Source organism: Vibrio sp. 1288, assembly GCF_033344475.1.
In genome coordinates this window covers 1-684 of the sequence record NZ_JAWPOX010000560.1, presented here as the reverse complement: position 1 = coordinate 684, position 684 = coordinate 1, and the positions used below count along the sequence as shown (strand labels likewise).

The 684-nt window shown below is 45.6% G+C and carries 1 protein-coding gene; it reads left to right on the top strand.

Annotated elements, in window-relative coordinates; all coding sequences use genetic code 11:
* Positions 1–78: 78 nt before the first annotated feature.
* Positions 79–684, top strand: a 606-nt coding sequence (locus R8O11_RS28030; protein WP_318194976.1) for a type VI secretion system ImpA family N-terminal domain-containing protein, incomplete at its 3' end; no start/stop codon positions are given.

The window sequence follows — 684 nt, the reverse complement described above, 5'->3', positions numbered from 1 at the left end:
AGTGCGTCAAGAACCTAGTGAGTTTGACTCCGCTAGGCGCGATGATGCGACTATTCCTGTGTTTTTGAGGGGGAGAGTATGAGTACCACGATGTTTGATTGGTATGAGCAAGTCCTTGCACCAATTTCGGAAGACAATCCGACTGGCATTGATCCAAGAGAGGATGTCTCTCCCCAGTCTGCTTATTATCGACTTAAAGATCAGCGAATGGTGGCAAGAAACGCAGAGCGAAACGCCATCATCGAAGAAGAAAGTATTCACACACATAACAACTTATGGCGCGTTTTTGTTGAAGAAGTACCAGAAGTTCTCGCTACACAATCAAAAGATTTTGAGTTTGTTGCCTGGCTAATAGAAGCATTAACTCGTCTTTATGGTTTTAGAGGCATGGGCGTAGGCTACAAAATTGCTAGCGCGTTTGTTGAGTCATATTGGGATGAGCTGCACCCAATGCCTGATGAAGACGGCATAGAAACGCGGATTTCTGCCATCACCGGACTTAATGGTATTGATAGTGAGGGAACGCTGATCTTTCCTCTTGCCTCGATTCCATTGACGGATATGGGTGTAGAGCAAGCTTATGCATATTGGGAATACCAACAAGCTATTGAACTCGAGCGCTTGGACGAAGACAAGCGAAGAGCACGAGTAGATCAAGGCGCAATTGAATTGTCGCGTATCACT